This is a genomic window from Nonomuraea purpurea (assembly GCF_042650645.1).
Classification (GTDB): domain Bacteria; phylum Actinomycetota; class Actinomycetes; order Streptosporangiales; family Streptosporangiaceae; genus Nonomuraea; species Nonomuraea purpurea.
Genome location: NZ_JBHSBI010000022.1, coordinates 14,609 through 35,191, shown reverse-complemented (window position 1 = coordinate 35,191; position 20,583 = coordinate 14,609). Strand labels below are relative to the sequence as shown.

Genomic DNA, 20,583 nt, shown 5'->3' with positions numbered 1-20,583 from the left:
GATCACTTCACCGGTGCGGGGGCCGAGACAGGGTGCTTCAGTGACACCTGGACCGCGGTCACCTTGTACTCGGGACAGTTGGTCGCCCAGTCGGAGTTCTCCGTGGTCACGACGTTCGCGCCGGTCACCGGGTGGTGGAAGGTCGTGTAGACCACCCCGACCGGCATACGCTCGGCGATCTTCACCCGGAGGCTGGTCTCGCCGACCCGGCTGGCCAGCGCCACGGTGTCGCCGTCGCGGATGCCGCGCACCTCGGCGTCGTGCGGGTGCATCTCCAGCAGGTCCTCCGGATGCCAGGCGGTGTTCCCGGTACGGCGGGTCTGGGCGCCCACGTTGTACTGCGACAGGATGCGTCCCGTCGTCAGGATCAGCGGGAACTTGCGGGTGCTGCGTTCCTGGGTCGGGACGTAGTCGGTCGTCACGAACCGGCCCTTGCCGCGCACGAACCCGTCGATGTGCATGATCGGGGTGCCCTCGGGCGCCGCGTCGTTGCACGGCCACTGGACGCTGCCGACCTGGTCGAGCTTGGCGAACGACACCCCCGCGAAGGTGGGCGTGGTCATCGCGATCTCGTCCATGATCTGCGCGGAGTCGTCGTACTTCATCGGGTAGCCCATCGCCTGCGCGATCTCGCAGACGATCTCCCACTCGTGCTTGCCGGTCCGTGGCGCCATCACCGGGCGGACCCGGTTGATCCGGCGCTCGGCGTTGGTGAACGTGCCGTTCTTCTCCAGGAACGAGGTGCCGGGCAGGAAGACGTGCGCGTACTTCGAGGTCTCGTTGAGGAACAGGTCCTGCACGACCACCAGGTCCATCGCCGACAGGGCGGCGGTGACGTGCTTGGTGTTCGGGTCGGACTGAACGATGTCCTCGCCCTGCACGAACAGGCCCATGAACGTGCCGTCGAGGGCGGCGTCGAACATGTTGGGGATGCGCAGGCCCGGCTCGGGGTGCAGCACCCGGCCCCACAGCGTCTCGAAGGTGCCGCGCACGACGTCGTCGGAGATGTGCCGGTAGCCGGGCAACTCGTGCGGGAAGGATCCCATGTCGCACGAGCCCTGCACATTGTTCTGCCCGCGCAGCGGGTTCACCCCGACGCCCTCGCGTCCGATGTTGCCGGTGGCCATGGCCAGGTTGGCCATGCCCATCACCATGGTCGAACCCTGGCTGTGCTCGGTGACGCCGAGGCCGTACATGATGGTGGCGTTGCGCGCGCCCGCGTACAGGCGGGTCGCGGCCCGCAGCTCGGCCGCGGGGATGCCGGTGATCGACTCGACCGCCTCGGGGCTGTGCTCGGGGGCGGAGATGAACCGCTCCCACTCGGCGAAGTCCTCGCAGCGCTCGTCGACGAACTCCCGGTCCACCAGGCCCTCGGTCACCACCACGTGGCTCATGGCGTTGATCAACGCCACGTTGGTGCCGGGCAGCACCCGCAGGTGGTGTTCGGCCTGGACGTGCGGGGAGCGCACCAAATCGATCCGGCGCGGGTCGGCGACGATGAGCTTGGCGCCCTGGCGCAGCCGGCGCTTGATCCGCGAGCCGAACACCGGGTGGGCGTCGGTCGGGTTCGCCCCGATGACCAGGATGACGTCGGCCTTGTCCACGGACTTGAAGTCCTGGGTGCCGGCCGACGTGCCGTACGTCTGCTTGAGCCCGTAGCCGGTCGGCGAGTGGCAGACGCGGGCGCAGGTGTCCACGTTGTTGTTGCCGAAGGCGGCGCGCACCATCTTCTGGACGACGTAGACCTCCTCGTTGGTGCACCGGGAGGAACTGATGCCGCCGATCGCGCCGGCGCCGTGCCTGGCCTGGATCTCCATCATCCGGCGGCCGACGTGGCCGATGGCCTCCTCCCACTCCACCTCGCGCCAGGGGTCGGTGATCCGCTCGCGCACCATCGGCTTGAGCTGCCGGTCGGGGTGCGAGGCGTAGCCGAAGGCGAAGCGGCCCTTGACGCAGGAATGCCCCTCGTTGGCCTTGCCGTCCTTGTACGGCACCATGCGCACGACCTCGTCGCCGCGCAGTTCGGCCTTGAACGAGCAGCCCACGCCGCAGTAGGCGCAGGTGGTGATCACGCTGCGGGTGGGCATGCCGAGCTCGACCACGGACCGCTCCTGCAGCGTGGAGGTCGGGCAGGCCTGCACACAGGCGCCGCAGGAGACGCAGTCGGACTCCATGAACGTGCCGCCGGCGCCGGCGGCGACCTTCGACTCGAACCCTCGGCCCTCGATCGTCAGGGCGAAGGTGCCCTGCACCTCACCGCAGGCGCGCACGCAGCGCGAGCAGGCGATGCACTTGCTCGCGTCGAAGTCGAAGTAGGGGTTGGTGCTGTCGGTCGGCAGGTCGAGGTGGTTTTCGCCGTCGAAGCCGTAACGGACCTCCCGCAGGCCGACCACGCCGGCCATGTCCTGCAGCTCGCAGTCGCCGTTGGCGGGACAGGTCAGGCAATCGAGCGGGTGGTCGGAGATGTACAGCTCCATGACGCCGCGGCGCAGCTGCGCCAGCTCGGGCGTCTGGGTGCGCACCTTCATCCCCTCGGCCACCGGGGTGGTGCACGAGGCGGGGGAGCCCTTGCGGCCGTCGATGTCGACCAGGCACAGGCGGCACGAGCCGAAGGGTTCCAGGTTGTCGGTGGCGCACAACTTCGGGATGTCGATGCCGCACTCGGCCGCGGCGCGCATCACCGAGGTCCCCTCCGGGACCAGCACCCGCTTACCGTCGATCTCCACGGACACGCTCGGCTCGCCCGAGCGCGCCGGAGTGCCGTAGTCCTGCTCCTTGATCAGGCTCATCGCTGTTCCTCCGTCGTCGCTCCGAAGTCGCCGGGGAAGTGGGTGAGGGCGCTTCGCACCGGCATGGGCGTCAGGCCGCCCATCGCGCAGAGAGAGCCCTCGGTCATCAGGTGGCACAGGTCGTTGAGCAGCTTCAGGTTACCGCCCCTGTTCTCGCCCGCGACGATGCGGTCGATGACCTCGACCCCGCGCACCGCGCCGACCCGGCACGGGGTGCACTTGCCGCACGACTCGGCGGCGCAGAACTCCATGGCGAACCTGGCCTGCCCCGCCATGTCCACGGTGTCGTCGAAGACCACCACGCCGCCGTGGCCCACCATCGCGTTCGCCGCGGCGAACGCCTCATAGTCCATGGGCAGGTCGAACCGGGACGTCGGCAGGTAGGCGCCGAGCGGCCCGCCGACCTGCACGGCCCGCACCGGCCGGCCTGAGCGGGTGCCGCCGCCGTACCCCTCCACCAGCTCGCCGAGGGTGATGCCGAAAGCGGTCTCCACGATGCCGCCGCGGGCGACGTTACCGCCGAGCTGGAAGACCTGGGTGCCGCGTGAGCGGCCCACCCCGAGCTCCGCGAACGCCTGCGCGCCATCGGCCAGGATCATCGGCACCGAGCCCAGGGTCAGCACGTTGTTCACCACGGTGGGTTTGCCGAACAGGCCCTCCAGGGCCGGGATCGGCGGCTTGGCGCGCACCATGCCGCGCTTTCCCTCCAAGCTCTCCAGCATGGAGGTTTCCTCACCGCAGATGTAGGCGCCGCCACCGACCCGGACGAACAGGTTGAAGGTGAAGTCGTGGTCGAGGACCCGCTTGCCGAGCCAGCCCTTCGCATAGGCGGTGTCGATCGCCGCGCGCAGCGTGGCCACGGCGTCGGGGTACTCGGAGCGGACGTAGATGTAGCCCTCGCTCGCCCCGACCGCCCAGGCGGCGATCGTCATCCCCTCGATGAGGGCGAACGGGTCGCCCTCCATCAGCATCCGGTCGGCGAAGGTGCCACTGTCGCCCTCGTCGGCGTTGCAGCAGACGAACTTCAGCTCCGACGCGGCGCCGAGCACGGTCTTCCACTTGATGCCCGCGGGGAAGCCCGCGCCGCCTCGGCCGCGCAGCCCGGAGTCGGTCACCTCGGCCACTACCTGCTCGGGGGTGAGGGACAGCGCGCGCCGCAGCCCGGCGAGCCCGCCGTGGGCGATGTAGTCGTCGGGGGAGACCGGGTCGATGACGCCGACCCGGGTGAAGGTCACCCGCCTCTGGTCGCGCAGCCAGGCGATCTCCTCAGTCGGGCCGAGGCACAGCCGGTGCGACGCGCCGTCCAGCAGTCCCGCCGCGAGCAGGTCCTCGACGTCGTCCGGGGTCACCGGCCCGTACGCCACCCGGCCGGCCGGCGTCGCCACTTCGACCAGCGGTTCGAGCCACAGCATGCCGCGAGAGCCGTTGCGCACGACCTGGGCCCTGGGACCGGCCGCTTCGGCGATCCGCTCGGCGACCTGGTCGGCCCCCACGGAACGGGCGGCGGAGTCGCGCGGGACGTAGACGGTCACAGGCTCGTCGATCACGTGGAAACCCCCAGGAGGCGGTCGAGCTGCTGCGGCGCGACCCTGCCGTACAGCCGGTCGCCGACCTGGACGGACGGGCCCGTCGCGCAGTTGCCGAGGCAGAAGACCTGTTCCAGGGTGATCGCCCCGTCCGGCGTGGTCTCCCCGAGGCCGACGCCGAGCCGGTTCCTCGCCCGTTCGACCAGCTCGGCCGCGCCCACCGCCTGGCACGCCTCCGCCCGGCAGATCCGGACCGTGGTACGGCCCGGCGCGCTCTGGCGGAAGTCGTGGTAGAAGGTGACGACGCCGTGCACATCGGCTCTCGACAGGTTCAGCTCGTCCGCCAGGATCGGGATCACCGCAGGATCTATATGCCCCAGATCCTCCATGAGGCTGTGCAGGATCGGCAGCAGAGCACCTCGGTCGTCGGCATGCCGCGCGACGACCGAGCGTACTCGATCTTCAAGAGACTGCGTCGGCGACGACGTCATGACCAGCCTTTCGATCGAATGCTTGCACCTGCACGGTCACGCATAGTCGGCGGGTGCGTCCAATCACTTTCTTCTATCGCTTGAAAGGCTACGCCTATCAACACAGGTCGGACAGACTGCGAGCCCGCGGCGCTGAAGCACTGATCTGCCGGTTTTTGTGTATATGGGCTGGGTAGGCGTCCCGTCGTGAGATTCGGGAACTGGGACGTGCGGCCGTTGGGCGGCTGGGCGGGGTGTCTCGCCATGATCGTCATATCGATCGTGCTGTCGATCCTGCTGACCCTAGTCATCAACCTGCTGCTGCGCTAGTGGGTGCGATTCGGGGCGCGCAACTGTCAGTTTTGATCAGTCGAACAGCCGGGGGCGGTCGTGATGGCAAGGGGCCCCCTGCCCATGATGGTCAACTCCCATGTGGACGTCTTCGCCACCCGCCCGAGACCATCTTCGTGCGCGACACGAACGAGCCTCCACCACACGAACCCTTGGTGATGTTGCCGTCCGACGTGCGGGCAGCGGGCCGGCCAGAAGCGTGCCGTCTCATCACCGGAGGGGGTCAATCTGTTGGACTTCACGTATTACTTTCAGAAGGCGGCGCACCAGCGTCGTATGGAACGCGCGGGCCCCGTTGACGTCGTCAAGCCCGGCGAGCTGACCGGGGAGGCGACGTCGGCATGGCGGCTGATGCAGCGGGCGCAACCACATCTGGACAACCCCTTTCTCAGCCCTGAATTCACCATCGCCGCCGGTGACGTGCGGCGCGACGTCCGGGTGGCTGTGCTCCAAGACGACAGGGGATTTGCGGCGTTCTTCCCGTTCGAGCGTCGTAAAGGCGGTATCGGAAGCGGGGTCGCCTCTTGGGTGTCGCTCTGCCAGGGCGTCGTGCACCGGCCCGACGTCGGCATCGACGCGCGTGTTCTGCTTGAAGGCGCCGGCCTGCATGTGTGGAATTTCGGCTGTTTGGCGGCCCAGCAGCCATGGCTGGCTTCATGCGCCCAGTCACGGATGGAAACCGCGGTTCTCAACCTCGCCGACGGGTTTCCCGCCTATCTGACGGCACTGCGGGAAAGGTCCCCGAAGTTTCTGAGGTCGACCCTCTACAAGGAACGAAAGCTGGGACGAGACCTCGGCACAGTGAGCTTCGACCTCGACACCGCGGACGAAGCCCAGTTCAGGCTGCTGCGCCGCTGGAAGTCCCAGCAGTACCTCGCCAAGGGACGCGCGGACCGCTTCTCCCGGGCATGGGTGGTCGAACTCGTGGAACGGCTCCACGCCATGAACACCCCCGACTTCGCGGGCCACCTGTCGATGTTGTACGCCGACGGCCGGCCGGTCGCCGGGCACTTCGGCATCCGCACCGCCACGACGCTCGCCGGCTGGTTCCCCGCCTACGACCCTGATGCGGCGCGGTACTCACCTGGCTTGATACAGCACCTGAGGATGGCTGAAGCCGCCGCATCGGCCGGCATCCGCGCCATCGACCTCAGCGTGAAGGCGGACTCCGAGTACAAGGACGCGTTGAGCAACGACAGCGGGACGGTGGCCGAGGGGGTAGTCCGCCGCCCTACTGCCACCGCTGTCGTGCACCGCTGGAGTACCCAGCCCGTCCACCGGTTACGGCGGCTCGTCCTGGACACGCCTGCCCTGTATCGTCGGGCCGATCAGGTGATGCGATGGCGTGGCCGGTGGCGGAGCACGTCATGACCGTGGAAGCGGCGATGAGCATCAGGCTCGGCCGGCAGTGCCTCCATGTGCCCTCCGCCCGGCTGGGCCTCTACCTGGCCCTGCGCCATTGGCTCAGCCCAGGCGATCGGCTCCTGCTCTCACCCACCAACTGTGAGACCGTCCTGTTCGTCATTCTGGCGGCCGGGCTGAACCCGGTCATGGCTCCGATCAGCACGCGCGACGGCAACATCGACCTGGCCAAGGTCGACTGGGCCGGACTGTCGGGTGTCCTCACCACGCACCTGTACGGTCAGCCCGATCAAGTCGCGGAGCTGGAGGAGGCGTGCCGGAGCAGGGGAGTGACCCTCATCGACGACGCCGCTCACGCTCTGGGCATCGATGTGGCAGGCCGGCCCTTGGGCACCTTCGGCGACGTCGGCGTCCTCAGCCTGGCAAAGCACGCGCGCGCCATGTCGGGCGGTTTTCTGACCAGCGCTGACACCGCCAAGCTCGCCGAGGCGAAGGTGACCAGGGATGCCCTGCTTCAACCTGGCGCCTGGCAGGACCAGATCCTCGGCGTGCTACGGCCGATGGCCCGCGAGGCCATCACCAAGGCCCGCCTCGTCCGGCCTGTGTGGCAGGCGATGACGTCACTGGGCATCACGCGATGGACCGGGCACCGGCTGGCCATCCGTGAACAGGAACTGCGCTCGGCCTTACGCGTGGCCGGGACCGACGAAGACGCCGGCCTGACGTCGCTGAACCGCTGGCTCAGCATCGACCTGACCAAGTGGCGCATGCGCCAGGCGGGCCTGTTACGCCACTATCAGATGACGCGGCTGCGGGCGGCCGACCGCGAGCGGGAGCGCAGGATCACGGGTGTGCGGGTGCTGCGCGCGACACCATGGGCCGCCGAAGGCGTACGGGAGGCAGAGGCGCTCCCACTGCTGCGCGTCCCCCTCCTGGTCCGCCGGCGCGATGACGTGGTACGCGCCCTCGAGCGGCGAGGCGTCGTGCCCGGGTTCATCTACGACCCGCCGCTCAACGACTACCTGACCGGCATGCGCCCCGCTCCCACCCCGGCCCACGCCCGTTGGTGGACACGCCATGTCCTGCCAGTCGACCCGCTGCGGGCCCACCGCATGGTCCGGCTGCTCACCGAGCTCGGCACAACCCCGGCCAGCGTACCCGATGACCTTGGAAACTGACCCGGCGCACGGCACCCTGCCGGGCCGCCTTCGCGCGCGTGTGCGTCGTGAACTTGGCGATCGCCGATTCATTCAGGCGTACGCGCTCATGGCCAACACCGGTATCACCGCCGTCCTGGGGCTGGGCTACTGGTTCCTGGCCACTCACCTGTATCCGCCGGCCGAGTTCGGCGACGGGCAGACGCTGATCAGCGCCATGCGGCTGTTCTCCTCGCTCGCGGGGCTCGCTTTCGTGGGGACGATGGCCCGCTTCATTCCCGTGGCCGGTCGCCGCACCGGCGCGCTCATCCTCTACGGGTACGCCGCCGCGAGCGGCCTCGGCCTGCTGGGCGCCGCCGGATTCCTGATCCTGCTCCCCGTCTGGGGCGACGCGTACGGCCACCTGACCGGCGTGGGACCGGGGCTGTTCTTCCTCGGCTCCGTATTGACGTGGACCATCTTCACCCTGCTCGATGTGACCCTCGCGGGCCTGCGCAAAGCCGTATGGGTGCCAGTCATCAGCGTGGTTTACGGCCTGGGCAAAATGGCGGCCTTGGCCGCCCTCGCCTTCGCTCCGCCATCGAGCGGCGTTCTCGGCGGCGTCTACCTGTCCTGGATCGTGCCGGCAGCGGTGGTGCTCCTGCCCGCCGGCCGGCTCATCGCCAAGGTCGTCCGACGCCACGCCACGCGCACCACGCTTCCGCTCAACCTGGCACAAGTGGCCCGCTTCATGGCCGGTGACCTGCCCGGCGCCCTTTCCCTCCTGCTGACCCTCTACCTGACGCCCGTGATGGTGGCAGCCTGGCTGGACGACCCTGTCACGTTCGGATACTTCTCCCTCGTGCACACGCTCGGCTGCATCGTGGGACTTCTCGCCGCCAACGTCGGCGTCTCGGTGACCGTGGAAGCGCCCGCGGAGGCGCACGCCCGCGCGACCGTGGTCCGGCACGCGCTTCGCCGGGCCCTCGTGCTCGTCGGCCCCATCGTCGTGATCACCGTCGCCGCCGCCCCGCTGATCTCGTGGGTTTTCGGTCACGGAGCGGCCATCGCGGTGCCGCTGCTACGGCTCATGGCTCTGGCCGTCCTGCCAGGCTTGGTGGTCGAAATCTACCTCGCCACACTCCGCAGCCAGAACCAGGCGCGCAAACTCGCCATCGTCCAGCTCGGGCTGGCCCTGTCGATCCTCGGCGTCACCGCGGCACTCTTTCCGATCGCCGGAATCGCCGCAGTCGGGTACGCGACCCTGGCCAGTCAGAGCATCGTCGTCCTGCTCATCTTGCCGGACCTGAGGCGGGCGCTGAAGCTTGGTTGATCAACCGATGTTCGTTTCCCGGGCCGCGCCGCCTGGGCCGCCTTCTGCACCTGACCATGCCGGCCTCTGTTCAGTTCCCGGCGCCGGCTTGGGGAAGGACCGCACGCAGGAGGTCGTGGACGCCGGCTGCGAGATCGGCACGGGTGGCCGGATGCCGGGTGCCGGCTCCGGCGAGCGTGTCGTACAACATCCCGTCGCACCAGGCCACCAGTTGCCGAGCGTGCCGTTCCGGATCGGGTGAACCGGCGCTGCGGAGCAGTTCGGCCAGCAGGTTCCGGAAGATCGCCCCGGACGCTTCGAGTCGTTCCCGCAACTCCGGGCGGCGGACGGCCTCCAGCGACAACTCGTAACGCGCGAGCAGCCGGGTGCGCCCGTCAGTGAGCAGTCCGTACAGCCGCTCGGCGATCAGGCGGGAGAGGGCGTCGGGCGACAGACGCGCCGGCGTCTGCGGAGGCTCGCCGAGGTCGGCGGCGGCGACATGGTCCACCAGCGCCATCAGCAGGGCGATCCGGGTCCTGAAGTAGTAGGACGTGGATCCGGCCGGCAGCCCGGCGCGTTCGTCGACCGCGCGATGAGTGAGCCCACGCAGGCCATGTGCCGCGACGACGTCGAGCGCGGCGGCGCAGATCCTCGCCTCGCGCGCCGCCCGGTCGCGGGGTGCGTGCTCTCTCCTTCCCTGTTCCTGCTTTTCGTTTCGCATCCCGTCAGTCTCCCGGAGCCGACCCTTCCATGGCGCCGGGGGCGCGCCACCGACGTTAACTCTATGGATGTAGAGTAACTGTCGTGATGAAGACTGCGGCGATAGTGGGCGGCGGCATCGGCGGGTTGACGGCGGCGGTCGCCCTGCACCAACGCGGCTGGCGGGTCCGTGTCTATGAACGGGCTCCCGCCCTGGAAGAGGTGGGAGCGGCGATCGCGCTGGCGCCCAACGCGCTGCGCGCCCTGCGCACGCTCGAGATCGATCTCAGCGACCTCGCCGCCATCGGCGGCCAAGGCGGCATCCGGCGCCCCGACGGCACCTGGCTCGCCAGAACCGACATCGACGCGGTCGCGGACGGGATCGGTGACACGATTCTGCTGCTGGCCCGTGCCGACCTCGTCAAGCGCCTCACCGACCGGCTTCCGCCCGAATGCCTGGTCCTCGGCGCCACCGTGGCGGAGGTCGAGCAGAACACGAACGCCGCGACTGTGCGGATCTCCGGCGAGGACGGCGAGAGCGGCGAAGAGCAGGCTACGGTGGTGGTCGCCGCCGACGGCATCTGGTCCCGGCTGCGGCCACTCGTCGCACCGCATCACTCGGGCCCCCGCTACGCCGGCTACACCTGCTGGCGATTCCTCACCCGCGCCCCCCGCGACGGATTCACCCCGGCGGAGACGTTCGGGACGGGCACCCGGTTCGCGATCATGCCGATGACCCGGGGCCGGGTGTACTGCTACGCCACCGCCGTCGCCCCGCAAGGCGAACGTGCGCTCGACGAGCGAGCCGAACTGCACCGCCGGTTCGCCAGGTGGCACGACCCGATCGCGGAGGTGATCGGCTCGGTCCGCCCTGACGAGATCCTGCGCAACGACATCTGGCACCTTCCCGGCCGGTTGCCCGCCTACCATCGGGGCCGAGTCGTGCTGCTGGGGGATGCCGCACACGCGATGACCCCCGACCTCGGCCAAGGCGGCTGCCAGGCGATCGAGGACGCGATCACCCTCGCCCATCACCTGGCGGCGACCGGTGAGGCAGCCGACCTGAGGCGCGCACTTCGCGCCTACACCGCCGCCCGCCGCCCGCGAACCCACGCGATGGTCCGCCGTTCCGCCCTCACCGGCCGGCTCGTCCACCTGAAAGCACCGGCGGCGGTGTGGGCCCGGGACAGACTGCTCTGGGCCGCCGAACGACTCCCCGAACGATGGTTCGCCCGCGGCATCGCACCCATCCACAACTGGCACCCGCCCTCGGCCGGCTGAACGCGTCACCGCGGCCCGCCGAATTTGACCTTGTCGTTGGCGGCAGGGTTCGACCATCCGGGGACGCCGGCTGCCCTCTGCCTGAAATCTCACCCGGGCATCATCCACCGGTAGACAGATCGCACACCGCCCCCGCCCGCAATCGCGGGCGATCGTCAGGGACCGGCGTGCGGGAGGCGAAGGACGAAACGAGCTCCACGAGGCGATGCGTCTTCGACGTGGAGGGTGCCGTGGTGGGCGTGCACGATGTCGCGGGCGATGGCCAGCCCGAGCCCGGTGCCGCCGTGGTCACGGCTACGGGCGGTGTCCAGGCGGGTGAAACGCTGGAAGATGTGTTCGCGCTCGGCTTCGGGGACTCCCGGGCCGTCGTCGGTCACGGTGAGCTCCGCCGTTCCGTCCGCGTGCCGCACGCTCACCACGACCTGGTGGACGGCGTGGCGTTGCGCGTTGTCGAGCAGATTGTGCAGCACCCGGCAGATCTGTGACGGGACGGTGTCGACCAGTACGCCAGGATGGTGATCCAGTCGCGTCGGGTGGCGGTCGCCGACACGGCAGGAGGTCTCCATGGCGGCGAGTTCGGCCAGGTCGATGCGCTCCATGGCAGAGGCGGGGGCCGCTTGGATGCCGGCGAGCAGGAGCAGGTCGGTGATGATGGCGTGGAGCCGGTCCACGTCGCCCAGCGCGTGTTCGGTCAGTTCGGCCAGGTCGGTTTCGCCGGGATGCAGTCGTGCTTCCTCCAGTTGTGCCCGGAGCCCGGCCAGTGGCGTTCGCAACTCGTGGGAGGCATCGGTGGTGAAACGGCGCTGGCGGTCGAGCGAATGGCTCAACGATGTGGTGGCGTGCTCCAGCTGCAGCGATATCGCATGCTCGCGGGTGTAGCGGCGGGCGTTGTCGACGCACACGGCCGCGCGGCCGACCAGTTCCTCGGCCAGCAGTACGTCATCCTCCTCGAACACGTTCATGCATTGTGAGCGGTAGAAGCTCACCACCCCCAACGTGATGCCGCGGGCCCGCATCGGCACCGCGACGAGCGAGTGGATGCCGTGCGCGCAGATTCGCCGGCCGCGTTCCGGGTCCTGTGCCATCCACCCGAAGGTGGTCTCCAGCGCCGGTTCGAGCACCGGTTGGCCGGCGGCCAGGCTGCGCGCCTGCGGCGTGTACGGGATGGAGCGGATGAGCGCGCCGACCGGATACAGGTTGGCCCCCTCATGAACGGTGGCCAGCGCGATCCGGCGCAGCCCGGCCGTGAGGGTGGCGGGCTCGTCCCCGCGTAGCACGCAATCGGCCAGGTCGACGGCCACGTACTCGGCGAAGCGCGGGACGGCGACCTGGGTGAGTTCTTCGGCGGTCCTGGTCACGTCCAGGGTGGTGCCGATGCGGGCACCGGCCTCGCACAGCAGGCCGAGCCGTTCACGGGCCCGCAGGGCGAGCCGTCCGATGCCAGGCTCGCTCACGGCGAGCAGCCACCCGCCGGTCACGGGGGCGGGGCCGGCCGCGTCCTGGTCGGAGGATTTTCGGGTGCCGGCGCTGATGCGTGGCCGTGCCGTCGCGGCGGATCTGGCCACAGGAACGGCTGGTGCCTCGTCGGCCGTGGACGCGACCAGCCAGGGGGTGCCGTCGGCCAGGGCGGCTTCGACCACGATGCCGCAGGTTCCGGCCGGGCCCTCGACCGGACGGCTGAGCAGCGTGGCGGCGCGGCCCTGCGACAGCAGCGCCATCGCCACGCCCACGTGGTTGGCGGAGATCAGTTCCGCGGCCTTGTCCAGCAGACGGCGCCGGTCGGACGCGGACAGCGGAGGGGCGATCCGGCCATCCGCTCCGATCGGGCCCCCGAGGTGCGGGGGGAGCGGGCCCGCGCGCGCCCCGGTCGCCCGGCGCTGGGCGTCGAGGAAGGTGCGAAGCAGCGCCCGTTCCCGGTCGCAGGTCTGCTCAAGCAGGCGTTGTTCGATGCGCGTGGCCGCGTCCATGGCGAGGGTGAGCATCGCCGGGTCGGCGTTGCGTTCCAGGCACGTCAGATCCAGCACTCCTTGGATGCGGCCGCTGATCGGGTCGCGGATGGGCGCGCCCGCGCACGCGAACATCCGCATGGACTCCAGGTAATGCTCCGCGCCCCGGATGAGGACGGGACGCCGTTCGGCCAGCGCCGTGCCCAGGCCGTTGGTGCCGGCGAGGTGCTCGGGGAACCCGAAACCGGGCAGCGACAGCAGGTTGTCCAGACATCTGTCCGCTGCCGCGTCCCCGGCTCGGCGTTGCAGGATCCTCGCCTGCTCATCACCCAGCTCCACACCGATCTTGAGGCCGGACAGCTCGGATTCGAGCTGGTCGAGCACGGGCGCGGCGGCGCGGACGAGCATGCTGTCCAGGTCGAGATCTTGGTGGTAGGTGGGCGCGCACTCGAACGGGACGCTCAGGTTCCGGCATCGCTGCCAGGATGCCAGCACCTGTTTGGGTACGCCGCTCTCGACGTCTTCGCCGGCGAAGAAGCGCTCACGAGCGACGGCCAGCGCGGCGATGCCGTCTCCATCGGTCATCCCCACAGGCCGTTCCTTCTGTCTCGTTCGCGCCATGCTTGCAACTCTGCTCAGTTCGGCCGCATAGCCCTACCCGATTTGCCCAATATTCTGGTTATTTGTAAGTAATCATTCGCTCTGAGGATGTTTAGAGCGGCAGATCGGTTATTCGCGGTGAAAAGGCGGCGGCTCCGTCAGGAAGGCTGGCAGCCGGGGCACCAGACGGTCGTACGGCCGGCGACACGACGACTGGACAGGGGCTGGTGGCAGCGCGGGCAGGGGCCGCAGGGCTCGTCGCGGACGCCGGTGAGCCAGGTGTCACGCGGGGGAACGCATCCGGCTTTGACCGCCGCGCGCAGGACCTTGCGCATCGCCCCGTACAACGTGGCATGTTCGGTTTCGTCCAGATCCCCCACGGCACGCAGGGGATTGACACGGGCATGCCAGCAGATCTCGTCGGCGAGCAGGTTGCCCAGGCCGGCGATGAACGTCTGGTCGGTCAGCACCGACTTGAGCCGTCCCCTGCGGCCCGACAACAACTCCTCGAAGCGCTCGCGAGACACCTCGCGCGCGTCCGGGCCGAGGTCGCCGATCACCCGTTCGGCCTGGGTCTCGTCGCGGGCAAGGCGGATGCCCTGGAGCTTGCGCATGTCGCGGAAGCGCAACTCGCCGTCGTCGAACTGCCAGACGACACGGTCGTGCCGGTGCAACGGCTCGTGCGGGGAGTGCCAGGACAGGGAGCCGGTCATGCCGAAATGCAGCATCAGCACCGGCCCGCCGGCGGGCGCGATCAGCCACTTGCCGTGCCGCCTGGGCCGTTCGAACCGGTGCCCCCGCAGCGCACCGGCCAGTTGCCGCGCGCCGACGCCGCGAAGAACTCCGGGGTCGCGCACGCGCACAGCCCTGATCGGGGCGCCGGTGTGCTGCGACAACACCCGGCGGAACCCCTCCACGTCGGGAAGTTCCGGCATGAGCGATGCCCTGCCCACCCAGCCCCGCCCCAAGCAGATGGCCGCCGTCGTCGGTGAAAGCTCAGCGGGTCACTCTTCGACCCAGCCGTGCTTGCGCGCGATGACCAGCAGCTTTTCCGAGAGGCGGACGATCTGCGCCCCCGTGAGCTCCGGCAGGCCGTTGAGGAGCATCTCGATTAGCTCCTGACGGTATTCCTCCGGCGCGAGGACGTCGCACATCCCGTCGTCGTCGTGAGCCTGCGCGGGCGCTTGGTAAGGCTCCGCCGGCGCGGCGGGGCTTTCCGCCCGCAGGAGGCGCACGTCGTACGCCTTGAGGCCCCGATCACCTTCGAGGACCTCGAACTCGACGCGCGCGCCCGCCGTGAAGGCGGCCTTGTCGTCGAGTAGATCGTTCGCGTGCACGAACACGTCCTGACCTCCTTGATCAGGAACGATGAACCCGAAGCCGCGAACCTCGTCGAACCGCAGCATCCTTCCAGACCGCGCCACAACAACCCCCAACCCATGAGCTTCTCAACACAAACGCTCATCCCATTGTGCTTTGTTCACTTTATTGCCTTGGCCGCCCCGCGCACGCGGCTGCAAGTGATCGTCAATCGTGTTCGCCTAACTTGGACGCCAACCGAGATAGAGGGTGTGATCATGCTTAACCTTTCGCCGTTCGGGAGCCCGGCCAGGTCCGTCGCCATGGGCGCGTTGGCAGGCGGGGCGCTCGTCTGGAGCGGGGTGGTGGTGGCAGGCCCGTTCTTGGGGATCGGCACCGCGGCGACCCAGAAGATCACCGTCGTGAAGGAGAACAGAACGTTCGCCCACGGCTACCTCGGCACGAACGTGGTGTGCCCGAAGGGGCAGCGGGCCATCAGCGGCGGCTACGCCTACAACGGCGACCACGACCTGCGGACTCCTGTGACCGTCGAGGTGAGCGCGCCGGGCAGCACGAGCGACGACCCGGACGCCATCGCCAACGCCTGGAACTTTTTCGTCCTCAACAACAAGAACAAGACGATCACCATCGAGCTTCATGTGATCTGCACGCCGATCGGCAAGGACCTGCTCGGATCCGGGTCTTAGCGGGCCCGCTCCTTTGCCACGAGTTCGCGCACGGCGGGCGCCACCTCCTCGCCGAACCGCCTGATCTGGCCCTGGTCCATGGTCATCAGCGTGAACGTGCTGGTCCCGTGGGCCAGCGCTATCTCGGCCAGTTGCTCCGTCCCGACGGTGTAGGCGAGGACGAGCGAGGGGCGGTGGGCCGCCCCTCGCTCGTCCGGGTGGGAAGGTTATGCGATCGCCGGTTCGCCGGAGGGGCGCGGCGCGCTCGCCGGAGCCTCGTCGAGCGGCTGCGGGGGAGCGTTGAGCACCGCCTCGTCGATGCGGCCCTCGCCCCGGGCGACCAGGACCGGCACCACGATCTGTCCCGCGACGTTGGTCGCGGTGCGGATCATGTCGAGGATCGGGTCGATGGCCAGCAGCAGGCCGACCCCCTCGAGCGGCAGGCCCAGCGTGCTCAGCGTCAGCGTGAGCATGACGATCGCGCCGGTCAGACCGGCCGTCGCGGCCGAGCCGACCACGCAGACGAACGCGATGAGCAGGTACTCGCCGACGCCCAGCGGAACGTCGAACACCTGCGCCACGAAGATCGCCGCCAGCGCCGGGTAGATCGAGGCGCAGCCGTCCATCTTGGTGGTCGCACCGAACGGCACGGCGAAGGAGGCGTAGTCGCGGTCGACTCCCAGACGCTCGATCGTGACCTTCTGCGTCAGCGGCAGCGTGCCGACCGAGGAGCGGGAGACGAAGGCCAGCTCGATCGCGGGCCACGCGTTGCGGAAGAACGTGATCGGATTGACCTTGCCGACCAGCGACAGCAGCGCCGGATAGACGGCCAGCAGGACGATGAAGCAGCCGACGTAGACGCCGACGCTGAAGGTGGCCAGCGGCGCGAGCAGGTCCCATCCGTAGGTGGCGACCGACTTGCCGATCAGGCCGGCGGTCCCGATGGGGGCCAGGCGGATGACCCACCACAGCGCCTTCTGCACCAGTTCGAGGATCGAGCGGCTGAAGTCGAGGAACGGTTCGGCCTTCGCTCCGATCGCGAGGGCCGCCGCGCCGAGGACGATCCCCAGGAAGACGATCTGGAGGACGTTGAGCTCGGTGAACGCCGTGACGATGTTCGTCGGGATGATGCCGGTGAGGAAGTCGACCCAGGATCCGACGTTCTCGGGCGCCTTCGCGCCCGCCGTGCTCAGGGTGACGCCCCGGCCGGGATTGATGATCAGGCCGAGGCCGATGCCGACGACGACGGCGATCAGCGCGGTGACCAGGAACCAGAACAGCGTCTTGCCCGCCAGCCTGGCGGCACCGTTGACGTTGCGCAGGTTGGCGACGCTGACCACGACCGCGGTGAACACCAGCGGCGGCACCGCCAGCTTGAGCAGTTGGACGAAGATCGCTCCGACTTCGGTGAGGGTGGTGGCCAGCCAGGTGAGATCCCAGACGCGGGCGGCGAAGCCGAGGGCGACCCCCACGACCAGGCCCAGCAGCAACTGCAGGGAGAAAGAGAATCTCTTCACGATGAGGAAGTCTCCGAGGGGCGGCATGCCTCAGAGGGCATGCGAAAGGGGGGCGGGGGTGTCATCAGACGAGATCGATGTGCGGTCGCACAGACCCCATGAGGTGATTAAGTCGGATGAATGGGACAGTATTTCGACTCTAAGAGTGATCCCCTTCTTAGATCAAGACCTTTCCGATCGGGAATCAGGGCTGATGTGCCGGATGCGACCCTGGAGGGTGGCTCCTCGTGCTGAAGCCGGTCGGCGATCGGGCACCCACCCCCGGCGCGGCCTTCCGGCGTCTGCCTTGCCCGTGATCCCCGTTCCGGCCATGGTCGTAGGTGAGCGCGCCGTGCTCTTCCTCCCGGAGGAACACTTATTTTCCTACCAAGAATGCTGGATACTTGAGTATGGGATTGGGCAGTACCCGCTCGTTCGGCGAGCGCCCCGAGACGCCCCTGATCGCCGCCATCCTGGCCGGACGCTGGATCCGCGGGGCCGCCGTGGACGACCCGCGCGGCCGCCGCTGGATCGCCAATCCCGACGCCCGGGGCAGATCCGCCCTCGCCGTCGCCGAACCCGCCTCCCTCTACGCCGGGGCGGCCGGGATCGTGCTGTTCTTCCTGGAACTGGCGGCGGCGACCGGGCACGAGGCCTATCTGGACGACGCCCGCCGAGGGGCGTGTCACCTCGCCGCCACCTGGCCCGACCAGGCGGACCTGACCCTCTATCACGGCCTGACCGGCACCGTCGTCACGCTCATCGAGGCGGGGTGGGCGCTCGGTGACGGCCGCTTCGAGGAGACGGCCGTGGCCGCGGCCGACCGGATCGTGCGGGCGGCCCGCCCACTGGACGGCGGACCCGGCTGGACGGCGGATCCGGCCCAGCGCGGCGACGGCGGCATCGTGCTCGGGCTGCTGCGGGCGGCCACGGCGCTCGGGGTGCCCGCGTACGAGGAGATCGCGGTGGCGGCAGGGGAGCGCATCGCCGCTCTGGCCGTACCAGGCCACCGGTTCGGCGACTGCCCGGACCTGCCCACGGACGCGGTCACCCCGGGATTCCTGGCCGGCACGGCCGGCACGGCCTTCCTGCTGGCCCGCCTGTACGCCGTCACCGGCGAGCGGCGCTTTTTGGAGGCGGCCGAACGTGGCGCCGGCTTCGTCCGCGAAGTCAGCACCGTGACCAGGCGGTGCGCCATCGTGCCCCACCACGTGCCGCAGGGACGGTCGCTGCACTACCTGGGATTCTGCTCGGGCTCGGCGGGCGTGGCGCGCATGTTCTACGAGCTCTACCGGGTGACGGGCGACGCGGGCCACCTGGACTGGGTGGAGCGCCTGGCCAACGGCGTCCTCCAGAGCGGCGCCCCGCGCCGGCGCACGCCTGGCTTCTGGAACACGGCCTGCCAGTGCTGCGGCACCGCCGGACTGCTGGAACTGTTCACCGGCCTGTGGGCGGTGACGGGCAAGGACGCCTACCTCACCTTCGCCGGCGGGCTCGCCGAGCACCTCATCGGCGCCGCCGCCGACCCCGACGGCCGGGGGCTGCGCTGGTACCAGGCCTACCGGCGGCTCCGGCCCGGTGAGGTGAGCGCGGACACCGGCTACATGGTCGGCGCGGCCGGCATCGGCGCGGCCCTGCTCCGGCTCGACGCCGCCCAGCGGCCCCACGAGGCGCGCCGGGGCATCCTTCTGCCCGACAACCCGTTCCCCTCCATCCTGGTGCCGCCGGGCCGGCTACGTGACGCCGCAGAATAGTCTGTAAAACAGGTAGGAAATATTGACTTATCCGATTTTTCATCTTAACGTCGGAATGGCCGACGTCAGCCCACGCCCTTCATCCGTCTCCGCGTCCCGGACTGGCCGCGCGTGAGCATGCCGTTCTCCCATGAGGAACTCTCGTGATCGTTCCGGCAATGACATTCGCCCACCTCGACATGGCGGGGGCGCCCGCATGACCGAGCTTGTCGAGGTCATCAGTAAACAGGGAAACATGGGCCCGACGAAGGAGGGTTCATGACCGACACGCTTCACGATCGCGCCGTGGCAGCCGACCCGTTCAGGCGGGCGCTGGCCATGCACGCCAGCGGGGTCGTGGTCATCACCGCCCAGAACTCCGGCGTCCCCGTCGGGCTCACCGCCACCTCCTTCGCCTCCGTCAGCCTCGAACCGCCTCTCGTCTCCTTCTACGTGGACCGCTCCTCCACCACATGGCCCCGGCTGGGGGCCGCCGATCACTTCGCGGTCAACGTGCTGACCAGCGACCAGGCCGAGCTGGCAGCCCGATTCGCCCGCAAAGGCATCGACCGGTTCGCCGCGCCCACCCGGTGGCGGCCGGGGCCGCTGGGCGCCCCGCTCCTGGCCGACGTCTCCGCCCACCTGATCTGCCTGCCCTACGAGCGCGCCACCGTCGGCGACCACATCCTGGTCGTCGGCCTGGTGGTCGAGGCCGACGTGCACCTCCCGGACCGTCCGCTCCTCTACCACCAGGGCCGCTTCGGCCGCTTCCTGGCCCACCCCGATTCCTGAGCCCTCAGAAACCCGAGAGGTCCTAGCCTCTAACGCCCCGATGCGGGCCGCCACCCGAGCTCAGGGCCGAGCTCGGTGGCGATGTCGGTGAGGATCTGCACGTAGTCTTCGTGGTCGAACGTGAACGGCAGCGCGAACGCGACCTCGTCGATTTCCTGGAAGGCGGCGTGAGCGTGGAGCCGCTCGGCGATCTCGGCGGAGCTTCCGACGAGATCGGGCGCGAACTTCATCCGCGCCGGTCCCTGCGGCGCGGTGGTCCGGGGCATGCGCTTGCCGGCGTACTGCTTGTACTTGGCCCGCTGCTCGGAAGAGGCTGTGTCGGTGGGGATGACGACCAGGCCCTGCGAGATGCGGGCGCGGTCGCCGTCGGGGTGGTGCGCGCGGAACGCCCGTACGTGGGAGAGCTGGATCTCGGCGAAGTTCTCCGATTCTTCCGCCTTCACGACGCTGCTGGTCAGGAAGTTCATGGCGTTCTCGCCCGCCCACCGAGCCGAGCGCAGGCTGGCGCCGCCGTACCACATGCGGCCGCCGAGGCCGGGGGAGTGAGGCTGGACCCGGTCGGAGAAGACCTCGAAGCCCTCGACCCCGTTGAAGGCGGTGGCAGGCTCGCCACGTACGAAGCCCAGCAGCCGCCGCACGCGTTCGTAGCTGAAGTCTTCGAGGTCGGCGGTGCCAGGGTAGAGCGCCTCCTTGACCTGGTCGTAGTGCATCGGCGGGCCGATGCTGACGCCCGGGTTGAGCCGGCCTCCGGACAGGATGTCCACGGTCGCCAGGTCTTCGGCCAGGCGCAGCGGATTCTCCCAGCCCACGGGGATGACCGCCGTGCCCAGTTCGATGCGGCTGGTGCGCTGGGAGGCCGCCGCCAGGACGGCGACCGGGGAGGAGATGCCGTACTGCAGGTGGCGGTGCCGCACCCACGCGCTGTCGAACCCCAGACGCTCGCCCAGTTCGATGATCTCGAGTGTCGATTCGTGGCCCCGGCGAGGATCGGCCCCGTCGAACAGCCCGATCGTCAGGAAGCCCAGCTTTCGCAGCGGTTGTGAGGACAGCGGCATGGTGGTCCCCTCCTTTGTCTTCTTCACCAACCCGAAATAAGGGGAAATAA

General features: G+C 69.3%; 17 protein-coding genes. 8 read left to right on the top strand and 9 right to left on the bottom strand.

Features of this window, described 5'->3' with window-relative positions; all coding sequences use genetic code 11:
* Positions 1 to 2 precede the first annotated feature (2 nt).
* Genes fdhF through ACFOY2_RS35205 form a run of 3 tightly spaced genes read right to left on the bottom strand, consistent with a single transcriptional unit; the run spans position 3 to position 4,806 of the window.
* A complete protein-coding gene (gene fdhF / locus ACFOY2_RS35215; protein ID WP_379532433.1) occupies positions 3 to 2,789 on the bottom strand; it encodes a formate dehydrogenase subunit alpha in 2,787 nt (928 codons plus the stop codon).
* On the bottom strand, positions 2,786 to 4,336 hold the full coding sequence (locus ACFOY2_RS35210; RefSeq protein ID WP_379532432.1) for a formate dehydrogenase beta subunit: 1,551 nt from the start codon (positions 4,334 to 4,336) through the stop codon (positions 2,786 to 2,788). The genes fdhF and ACFOY2_RS35210 overlap by 4 nt, the downstream gene beginning before the upstream one ends.
* On the bottom strand, positions 4,333 to 4,806 hold the full coding sequence (locus ACFOY2_RS35205) for an NAD(P)H-dependent oxidoreductase subunit E (protein WP_379532431.1): 474 nt from the start codon (positions 4,804 to 4,806) through the stop codon (positions 4,333 to 4,335). Before ACFOY2_RS35205 ends, ACFOY2_RS35210 begins: the two co-directional genes overlap by 4 nt.
* A 186-nt stretch (positions 4,807 to 4,992) precedes the next feature.
* On the opposite strand from ACFOY2_RS35205, the gene ACFOY2_RS35200 reads away from it, so the two are divergent.
* From ACFOY2_RS35200 to ACFOY2_RS35185, 4 genes are all read left to right on the top strand, one after another.
* The gene (locus ACFOY2_RS35200; RefSeq protein ID WP_357826763.1) at positions 4,993 to 5,115 is read left to right on the top strand and encodes a hypothetical protein; all 123 of its coding nucleotides are present in this window, start codon (positions 4,993 to 4,995) and stop codon (positions 5,113 to 5,115) included.
* Positions 5,116 to 5,367: 252 nt separating this feature from the next.
* A complete protein-coding gene (locus tag ACFOY2_RS35195; protein ID WP_379532430.1) occupies positions 5,368 to 6,507 on the top strand; it encodes a GNAT family N-acetyltransferase in 1,140 nt (379 codons plus the stop codon).
* A complete protein-coding gene (locus ACFOY2_RS35190) occupies positions 6,477 to 7,676 on the top strand; it encodes a DegT/DnrJ/EryC1/StrS family aminotransferase (RefSeq protein WP_379532429.1) in 1,200 nt (399 codons plus the stop codon). Before ACFOY2_RS35195 ends, ACFOY2_RS35190 begins: the two co-directional genes overlap by 31 nt.
* Before the next feature lie 88 nt (positions 7,677 to 7,764).
* The gene (locus ACFOY2_RS35185) at positions 7,765 to 8,967 is read left to right on the top strand and encodes a lipopolysaccharide biosynthesis protein (RefSeq protein ID WP_379532428.1); all 1,203 of its coding nucleotides are present in this window, start codon (positions 7,765 to 7,767) and stop codon (positions 8,965 to 8,967) included.
* Positions 8,968 to 9,037: 70 nt separating this feature from the next.
* Here the strand turns inward: ACFOY2_RS35185 and ACFOY2_RS35180 are convergent, their stop codons facing one another.
* The gene (locus ACFOY2_RS35180; RefSeq protein ID WP_379532427.1) at positions 9,038 to 9,667 is read right to left on the bottom strand and encodes a TetR/AcrR family transcriptional regulator; all 630 of its coding nucleotides are present in this window, start codon (positions 9,665 to 9,667) and stop codon (positions 9,038 to 9,040) included.
* Between the two features lie 86 nt (positions 9,668 to 9,753).
* On the opposite strand from ACFOY2_RS35180, the gene ACFOY2_RS35175 reads away from it, so the two are divergent.
* Positions 9,754 to 10,926 carry an FAD-dependent monooxygenase gene (locus tag ACFOY2_RS35175; protein ID WP_379532562.1) on the top strand — a complete coding sequence of 391 codons (1,173 nt, stop codon included), beginning with the start codon at positions 9,754 to 9,756 and terminating at the stop codon, positions 10,924 to 10,926.
* Positions 10,927 to 11,081: 155 nt separating this feature from the next.
* Here ACFOY2_RS35175 and ACFOY2_RS35170 read toward each other — a convergent pair whose 3' ends face one another.
* The 3 genes from ACFOY2_RS35170 to ACFOY2_RS35160 form a co-directional block, all read right to left on the bottom strand.
* Entirely contained in the window at positions 11,082 to 13,457 is a 2,376-nt protein-coding gene (locus ACFOY2_RS35170; RefSeq protein ID WP_379532426.1) for an ATP-binding protein, read from the bottom strand.
* A gap of 173 nt (positions 13,458 to 13,630) precedes the next feature.
* Positions 13,631 to 14,407 carry an Fpg/Nei family DNA glycosylase gene (locus tag ACFOY2_RS35165; protein WP_379532425.1) on the bottom strand — a complete coding sequence of 259 codons (777 nt, stop codon included), beginning with the start codon at positions 14,405 to 14,407 and terminating at the stop codon, positions 13,631 to 13,633.
* 69 nt (positions 14,408 to 14,476) lie between these two features.
* Positions 14,477 to 14,878 carry a cold-shock protein gene (locus ACFOY2_RS35160; RefSeq protein ID WP_379532424.1) on the bottom strand — a complete coding sequence of 134 codons (402 nt, stop codon included), beginning with the start codon at positions 14,876 to 14,878 and terminating at the stop codon, positions 14,477 to 14,479.
* 171 nt (positions 14,879 to 15,049) lie between these two features.
* On the opposite strand from ACFOY2_RS35160, the gene ACFOY2_RS35155 reads away from it, so the two are divergent.
* A complete protein-coding gene (locus ACFOY2_RS35155) occupies positions 15,050 to 15,478 on the top strand; it encodes a hypothetical protein (RefSeq protein WP_379532423.1) in 429 nt (142 codons plus the stop codon).
* A gap of 206 nt (positions 15,479 to 15,684) precedes the next feature.
* Here ACFOY2_RS35155 and ACFOY2_RS35150 read toward each other — a convergent pair whose 3' ends face one another.
* Complete coding sequence (locus tag ACFOY2_RS35150) at positions 15,685 to 16,974, bottom strand: dicarboxylate/amino acid:cation symporter (protein ID WP_379532422.1); 1,290 nt, start codon at positions 16,972 to 16,974, stop codon at positions 15,685 to 15,687.
* Between the two features lie 389 nt (positions 16,975 to 17,363).
* On the opposite strand from ACFOY2_RS35150, the gene ACFOY2_RS35145 reads away from it, so the two are divergent.
* Both ACFOY2_RS35145 and ACFOY2_RS35140 read left to right on the top strand, forming a co-directional pair.
* Positions 17,364 to 18,707, top strand: a complete 1,344-nt coding sequence (locus tag ACFOY2_RS35145) for a lanthionine synthetase LanC family protein (protein ID WP_379532421.1) — start codon at positions 17,364 to 17,366, stop codon at positions 18,705 to 18,707.
* A 258-nt stretch (positions 18,708 to 18,965) separates the two neighbouring features.
* Positions 18,966 to 19,478, top strand: coding sequence for a flavin reductase family protein (locus ACFOY2_RS35140; RefSeq protein WP_379532420.1), 513 nt, complete (start codon positions 18,966 to 18,968; stop codon positions 19,476 to 19,478).
* A gap of 29 nt (positions 19,479 to 19,507) precedes the next feature.
* Here the strand turns inward: ACFOY2_RS35140 and ACFOY2_RS35135 are convergent, their stop codons facing one another.
* Positions 19,508 to 20,533 carry an LLM class flavin-dependent oxidoreductase gene (locus ACFOY2_RS35135; protein WP_379532419.1) on the bottom strand — a complete coding sequence of 342 codons (1,026 nt, stop codon included), beginning with the start codon at positions 20,531 to 20,533 and terminating at the stop codon, positions 19,508 to 19,510.
* Between the last annotated feature and the right edge of the window lie 50 nt (positions 20,534 to 20,583).